This window comes from Novipirellula rosea (assembly GCF_039541335.1).
In the GTDB taxonomy this organism is placed as follows: Bacteria; Planctomycetota; Planctomycetia; order Pirellulales; family Pirellulaceae; genus Novipirellula; species Novipirellula rosea.
This window is the reverse complement of sequence record NZ_BAABGA010000093.1, coordinates 1-7,653: the sequence shown is the minus strand read 5'-3', so window position 1 is coordinate 7,653 and position 7,653 is coordinate 1. Positions and strand designations below refer to the sequence as shown.

Below are 7,653 nucleotides of genomic sequence, written 5' to 3'. Positions count from 1 at the left end.
GCTCGATAAGTTTCTCAAGCGAAACCCGATCATTCTTCAGGAAACGCCACAGGTTCTGACTGGCCGAAGTCGTTTTCTCGACGTCCACCGGGCAGTGAGGCCCCGGGTTGGACCTTGTGGCAGCCTTCATATGCGACTTAATCTGTGTTTGATACTGTGTTTGCAGGCGTTTTTCCAACGCAATTTGAATCCCATCCGGCAATCAATATCAAATCGATCGTTTTGTGTAGACACCAATGCCCGCTGGGAGGGTCGGCCGCGATAGCGGTCGGGGAGGGCTGGTTGCACGGAGCTTGCACGGTCTATTTCTAACACTGCGAGCGACAATGTAGGCCGGATCGCAGCGGAGCGAAGATCCGGCATCGCGGCGGAAACGAACGTGAAGTCACCTTCGGTCACTGGATCGGCGTCGCTTTATCGTGACTTGGTCCGGCCTGCGGAGCTACACTCGCGTCGACGATCAAACGTGACGCACGCCATCGGCTTGGAAAGCCGAGCGACAATGCTCGTCACGGATTCGCTCCTTTACTCTGTGCCGATTCGAGAGTCGATTGCGTTCGAGCGAATGACGCATCGGCTTCGCGTTGCAACTGATAGAACTCGATTTGTTCGTCCATGTTAAGATCCATACGAGCCAACAGGTCGTGAGAGAGGAAATAGTACAGCCATTTCTTTTCGATTCGGGGTGAGTTTTTGATCAAGTCCAAAATTTGGGCGTGTTGAGTTCTCCAATTCTCGTTTTCATCGGCAATCCTCTCGTTCCCAATTGATGTATCGATAAGCCTCGCCAGCGACGTGTCGTCGCGTATCGAGTGGTCTCGAAGAAATTTCCATACGACCAACGGTTCGAGTGGAAACTCGGCCGCAGAGAAAAGCGGAACAGTACGCCGTAGTTCGTAATCGATTCTATACCCGTGGCCCCCGACATAGATGAAACGCTGGATTCCATGGATTTGCTGTAACGCTTGCGAGTTAGGGTTTCCGTCCCGCAAGATATTGCCATAAAGAGGTAGTGAAAGTCGCTTCCCCGTGATTTCACCAAGCGTTTGTGATATGTCTCTTTTCGGAAACATTGCCGCAGACGAATTGAGCTTTAGTGTAATTTCGACCTCAGGCAAGTGCGGTGGATCCTCGAAACGAGCCGCCCGCTGAGGAAAAAGGGAGGGCAATCGAATGAGTGCGGTCTTTTGAAAGGATTCCTTGGGTTTTAGAGAGATGGTCATGTACGTGCTGATCAGCGAGAGGCCGTCCGACGGTACGTTGGTCATGACCATTGATCGTCGTTCCGTACCACTAGGAAATCGAACCTCAAGACTCTTCTCAAGCCAAAAATGGTGAATGAATATTTCTTTATCACTTTGATTGGTCAAACTCAGTTCAATGAACATGACGTCGCCATCAATGATCTGATGCTCGGACAATTCGATGTCGATTCGCAGGTCGCTGGTGGGAATTTTCTCGATTGGTTGTGGCTCATGCCCCTCAATTCTTTTCAATGGAAATGCGTCGAGAACGGATTTGATTTTTGCAACCAAATCCTTCCTGTTTTCTAGTTTAGGGTCTTGGTGAATTTGATCGAGCATCCACCACCGTTCCATTGGCGGAGACTTTTGGATAAGGCTTCGAATTTTCTGGAAACACCTCGCGTCGCTAAGTTCCGTATCTTGGCGAATCGCGTCATAGGCTAGTGAGTTTGATACAAGCCGATATAGCACCGAGTCTGGAACGAAAAAATCTTCTTGCAGCTTTTGCCATTGCGTCAGATCATCCAGCGGAAACGAAGGCCTTTTCAATATGCCTGGGTGTGAAGTGAACATGGGCGTCGAGTAGACGTCTTTGACGGTTAATCCACCATGGATTTCGCCCATGACTCTCTGGAAATTTCCCCTGAGAAATCGACGATTAGGTATAGGTAGGAGTCGAGCAACCATCGGAACGCTCACAATTTCCCCGACAATCTTCGCACGCAATATTCCCAGATGGGGATCCTTGTCACTGGACAATTCGTCAGGAGTACGAAAAAGTCGGACGGTAAATTCCAAGCGGGCTGCTTGAGGCTCCTTTTCCCAATGTGAAAATTCTTGTCCGAGGATTCGGACCATGACCAGATAACACACACGTTCTTTTGGATTTAGTCGCGTGACAACGTTTCCTTGAAGGTCATCATCGGAACCAGCTCGATGTCCGACGATCGCATAAGGCGACGCAATGAATTCGTGACTCATCACATCGAGGTGACGTAGTGGATCAATCGTCTGAAATGCGACTTCGGACGATCCCGAATTGGTCAGCGTGATTTTGGCAAACACGACGTCACCATCAACGACAGACGATTCCGACAACTCGACATCCATTGTCACGTCGTCGAGCGATCCACCCAATATCGCCTGCAATGTGGTGAAGCTGAACAGAAGCCACAGCAGCGCATGCGGAAACGACATCAACCTATCTCCCAATCGATTTTTGGTGGGTGGTACCAATTAAGTTGGTAGGCCGGATCGCAGCGGAGCGAAGATCCGGCATCGCGGCGGTAACGAACATGAGGTCACCTTCGGTAGCCGGATCGGCGTCGCTTTTTCGTGACTTGGTCCGGCCTGCGGAGCTACACTCGCGTCGACGATCAAATGGGATGCACGCCATCGGCTTGGAAAGCCGAGCGACAATCGTAGGCCCAACACTAACCTTCGATTCGATAGAGCGCTTTGTCGGTTCTCAGGATCAACGCATTGTCGACGATGGCGGGCGAGGCCATGATTTGGCCATCCACCTCGTTCTCGGCCACGACCTTGCCCTCGCTGCCGGGCTGGATCAACGTGACTTTGCCTTCATGGGATCCGATCAATAAATGACCGCCCACCAACACCGGCGACGCGGAATACTTGCCGCCAATTCGCTGCTTCCAAACTTCCTCGCCGTTCTTCACATCAAAACAACTGGCCACGCCGCTGTCTTCGATCACATACAGCAACCCGTCGTGCAGAACCGGTGACGGTTTGGCGGGGATACCTTTTTTTACTTGCCACAAAATATGCGAGTCGGTCACGTCGCCGGATCCCTCGACGTTCACCGCAATCAACATCGGCTTGCCAAATCCGGTACAGAAATAAACGACACCGTCGCCATAGACGGGACGCGGAACCACAGAAAATCCTTTGCCGTGATAGACCTTCCAAATTTCGCTGCCATCGCTGGGGTTGTAGGCCACAATCCACTGCGATCCCATGCAAATCAATTGCTCGCGGCCTTGTTTGTCCGTGATCGCAATCGGTGTGCAGTACGACTTTTTCATCTCGCCACTGGGAGCTTCCAATTCAGGTCGGTCGGTTTCCCATGCCGTTTCGCCTGTCGCTTTGTCCAGCGCCGTGACGTATTGGCGATCCATTCCGTCTTGGATCAGCACGAGACGATCGCGGAAGATAAACGGTGAACTGCCGGGACCGACCCCGTGTTCTAGCGGCAGAGTGCGACTCCATACGATCTCGCGATTTGTTCGATCGACGCAAAACGTCCCAAAGGTTCCAAAGTGGCAATAGATATGTTCGCCATCAATCACCGGCGTTGGCGAAGCGTAGCTGTTGAGCGAATGGATCGGATCGGGGGCCTCAATTTCCGTCAGGTCAATCGTGTGTCGAAGTTTGCCGGACGCGAAATCGACCGCCAGTAGTTTCAGCGAGATCGACTTTGCGATCGCGACTTGATTGAATTTCTTTGCCTCAACGTCTTTCTGCTTGAGTAACGCAATTCGTTCATCATCGTTGGGCATGTTCTCGATCGCGGTGGTCAACCAAATCGTGCCATCGGCGATCACGGGGGACGACCACGCTTTTCCAGGAAGCTCTGTCTTCCAAGTCACGTTTTCCGTTTCACTAAAGTGCAGCGGAATCGATTGGCCCGCGACGATGCCGTCACCCGAAGTACCACGAAATTGCGGCCAAGGAGAATCGGCAAATGCAACTGTCAAATGCGTCGAAGTGATCATGGCGATGGCAAGCATGCCATGCGAGGCGAGAAAGCGGAGCGTCATTGGTGAGGTCTGCTTAAGTGGGAGGGATATCGGATAGACTTCCAGCCTGTCACGGCAGGCATGGTCTTTTCGTAGCGAAAAAACGCCGAAAGTTCTCGGGTGGGGGCGTGAGGGACGAAAGTCTTCACGACTATCGCGACGTGCGATGCTAAGACAGGCTGGAGGCCTATCCCACATTATTGTAATAGGAATTGCGGGGGAGATGCAGCTGGCTCAGGCACGCAATCCTTGGGCTCGTCGCCAGGCCGACAATTGCTTTTCGCGGCCTACTCGCTCAGTGATCGCGTCCCACTGCTTGGCTACCCGATCAAGTGCCGGTTTTGCCTTGATTTTCCCGTCAATCGCCTCGATGACCGCGGAATCGAGCACGCTGTAGTATTCGCCGGCACTGAACAACTGTAGCGGCGGCAGCGTCACGGGCGTCCGCAGCCGCTGAGTCAACCAGCTTTCATAGGCACTTTGGCGACGCGGTTCAGCCGTGATTTCGGACTGCACCATCGCTCGGGTCGTCGTCACGCCCGAGACTTGCCGGCGGATCGACTCGCTGCCATCGCCGCCGGTGATCCAATCCATCAGTCGTTTCGAAACAGCACTTTGTCGGCACATTGCCGAAAGCGAAATGACGGGAGAATACGGGTCCAAGAGCAGACGATTATTGTCGTCGGTGCCTGGCAAATTACTGATGCTGACTTCGGATTCGTCGGTCGAATTATTCTTTGCAAAACCGATTCCTCCCAACAATTCACCGCTCTGGATCGATGACCAAATTTCAGTCGGAGATTGCCGGGCGGCGGGGTAATGTGCCGCGGTTTTGATCATCTGCTGTAGCGCATCGACATAAGCTTCCTCGTTAACGGTGGGCTTTAAATCATTGCGACTGAATAGCCAGCCTCGGGAAATGCTCGAGGCGGCCCGCCACAAGAACATCGATGCTGCCCAGCCCTCGGCGAGCGGTTCATTCGCTTTACCGTTTAGATCCTTGCTGACCCAGCGGTCGTAGTCATCCCAGGACGAAAGTTGCGGGACTTCTGCGGTGCTGAGCAGTGCCGGTTGGTTGGCGCCCATCGGCATCGCAACAAATTCATCGGCGTAGCGAGCCGCCCCGTTGCGAACCGCCGAATAGAGTTCGCCGGTCTCGGCCTGCATCGCATCGAATTGTTCTTCGCTAATCGGCACGATGGCTTCGGCATGCACCAATTCCGGGACGGCCAACAGCGGATAAATGACCAGATCGCTTTTGCCCGTTTCCGCGATCAGCCGATCCATCGTCTGGCGTTCTGCGTCGCCGCGAGCCAGCGGAATCGTGGTGATTGCCAGAGGTTGTTCATCGATCGAGGACCAGGACCGTGAGACAATCTCGGCCTGTTCGGACGTCCCGACCATCGCGATGCGGACCGGAACGTCGCTGCGGGACGCGGTCGACTGAGGTTCAGCCTCCGGACGCGGCGTGCAGCCAGGCAATGTCAGGATGGCGCCGCTTGCCGTGGCGAGTAGCTGGCGTCGATTCAGTTGGATCGCATGTCGAGATTCAGCCACGGTGTTTACTTTGCGGGGAGATCAGGGGAACAAATGAGATAAGTGGAAACCGCGAAAGAACAGTGAAATTCAGTCGAGGTCTGCCGTATGGCTAACGCCGTATACGCATTATAGTGGGCTGCTGTTCGAGACCGTTTTTGATACTTTTCTTTGGAATCCTCATGAGCCACTATCTTGGAATCGACATTGGAACCAGCGGCACGAAAACGCTGTTGATTCAAGCCGATGGGAAAATTGTTGCCGAAGCTACCGCGGAATATCCATTCGCGCAGCCTCGCCCCGGTTGGACCGAACAAGATCCCGAGCTGTGGTGGAACGCGACTGTCAAAACAGTCAATGAGGTGATGGCGTCTAGCAAAGTGAAGCCAGCCGACGTCAAGGCAATTGGGCTGAGTGGACAAATGCACGGCTCGGTCTTTGTTGACAAGCAAGGCAACGTGATCCGTCCCGCATTGTTGTGGAACGACCAGCGAACGGCGGCCGAGTGCGACGAAATCACATCGGCGGCCGGAGGACGCAAGGCGCTTATTAAAATGGTCGCCAATCCTGCGTTGACCGGTTTCCAAGCCCCCAAAATCCTCTGGCTTCGCAACAACGAGAAGAAAAACTTTGACAAACTCGCCAAAGTTCTGCTGCCTAAAGACGAGATTCGCCGCCGTTTAACCGGAGATTTTGTCACCGAGGTCAGTGATGCCAGCGGCACACTGCTGTTGGATGTAGTCAAACGAGGTTGGTCGAAAAAGCTGTTAACGAAACTCGATCTCGATTCTGACTTGTTGCCTCGCGTCGTCGAGAGCGACGAAGTCACCGGGACGCTAACCAGCGAAGCGGCCAAGCAGCTAGGGTTGACCACCGATTGCAAAGTCGTTGGCGGTGCGGGGGATTGTGCGGCGGGTGCGGTCGGTAATGGCGTCGTCAAACAAGGCGTGCTCAGCACATCGATTGGCACCAGCGGGGTGATGTTTGTTCACAGCGACCAACCGCAATACGATGCCGCCGGACGACTGCATACGTTCTGTCATGCGGTCAACGGAAAATGGCACATGATGGGCGTGAATCTGACCAGCGGCGGGGCGCTGCAGTGGTGGGTCGATTCGATCGTCAAAGGCTTGGCGGGCATCGACCAAGACAAACGTTACGAAGCGGCCACGGCCGAAGCCGAAGCGGTCAATGCGGGCAGCGATGGGATGCTGTTCTTGCCGTATCTAAACGGCGAACGCACACCGCATGCCGATCCGAATGCACGCGGCAGCTTTGTGGGGATGAATCTGACTCACACGCGCGGACACATGACCCGCAGCGTGATGGAAGGGATCACGTTCGCACTTCGCGACAGCCTGGAAATTATCCAGTCGCTCGACGTCCCGGTGCGTCAAATCCGAGCCTCGGGCGGCGGCAGCAAAAATCCATTTTGGCGACAGATGCAAGCGGATGTGTTCGGCAAAAAGATCACGCGTTTGGAAGTCGAGCAAGGACCGGCGTTTGGTGTTGCATTGTTGGCAGCGGTTGGCGACGGAGCCTACAAGTCGATTGAATCGGCATGCAGTGCCACGATCAAGATCGCCGAGGAAACCAAACCGGATCGCAAAGCGGTTGCTAGTTACAATAAGTTGTTCCCGATCTATCGCGATCTGTACGATCAGTTGAAGGGTTCGATGTCGGCGCTCGCGGAATATCAAAACGGATAGAGCGCGTAAGCGTGCTTGACCTCCCTGTGGGGAGGTCAGAGTTGGCGGTAGCCAGCTCTGGGTGGGGCTCGTTGTGTTAGAAGTGGATCGTGCCAGCATGGTTTCACCAGCCCTCCCCGAAAAACTCGCTGAAGGCTCGTTTTTCGACCCTCCCGACGCAGGCTGGGAGGGTGAAACGAATTTCACCTCCCCGTGGGGAGGTCAGAGCCGGCGGCAGCCGGATCTGGGTGGGGCTCGCAGTGTTAGAGGTGGACCGTGCCAGCATGGTTTCACCAGCCCTCCCCGAAAAACTCGCGGAAGGCTCGTTTTTCGACCCTCCCGACGCATGCTGGGAGGGTAAACCGATTTCACCTCCCTGTGGGGAGGTCAGAGTTGGCGGTAGCCAGCTCTGGGTGGGGCTCGTTG

Annotated in this window: 4 protein-coding genes; 1 reads left to right on the top strand and 3 read right to left on the bottom strand. The window is 54.4% G+C overall.

Annotated elements, in window-relative coordinates:
• Positions 1–509: 509 nt before the first annotated feature.
• From ABD971_RS29265 to ABD971_RS29255, 3 genes are all read right to left on the bottom strand, one after another.
• Entirely contained in the window at positions 510–2,441 is a 1,932-nt protein-coding gene (locus tag ABD971_RS29265) for a hypothetical protein (protein ID WP_345327267.1), read from the bottom strand.
• A 236-nt stretch (positions 2,442–2,677) separates the two neighbouring features.
• The gene (locus ABD971_RS29260) at positions 2,678–4,024 is read right to left on the bottom strand and encodes an outer membrane protein assembly factor BamB family protein (RefSeq protein ID WP_345327266.1); all 1,347 of its coding nucleotides are present in this window, start codon (positions 4,022–4,024) and stop codon (positions 2,678–2,680) included.
• A 213-nt stretch (positions 4,025–4,237) separates the two neighbouring features.
• Positions 4,238–5,560 carry a hypothetical protein gene (locus ABD971_RS29255; protein WP_345327265.1) on the bottom strand — a complete coding sequence of 441 codons (1,323 nt, stop codon included), beginning with the start codon at positions 5,558–5,560 and terminating at the stop codon, positions 4,238–4,240.
• Between the two features lie 161 nt (positions 5,561–5,721).
• On the opposite strand from ABD971_RS29255, the gene xylB reads away from it, so the two are divergent.
• Positions 5,722–7,248 (top strand): xylulokinase, encoded by a 1,527-nt coding sequence (gene xylB, locus ABD971_RS29250; RefSeq protein ID WP_345327264.1) that lies wholly within the window; start codon positions 5,722–5,724, stop codon positions 7,246–7,248.
• Positions 7,249–7,653: the final 405 nt, after the last annotated feature.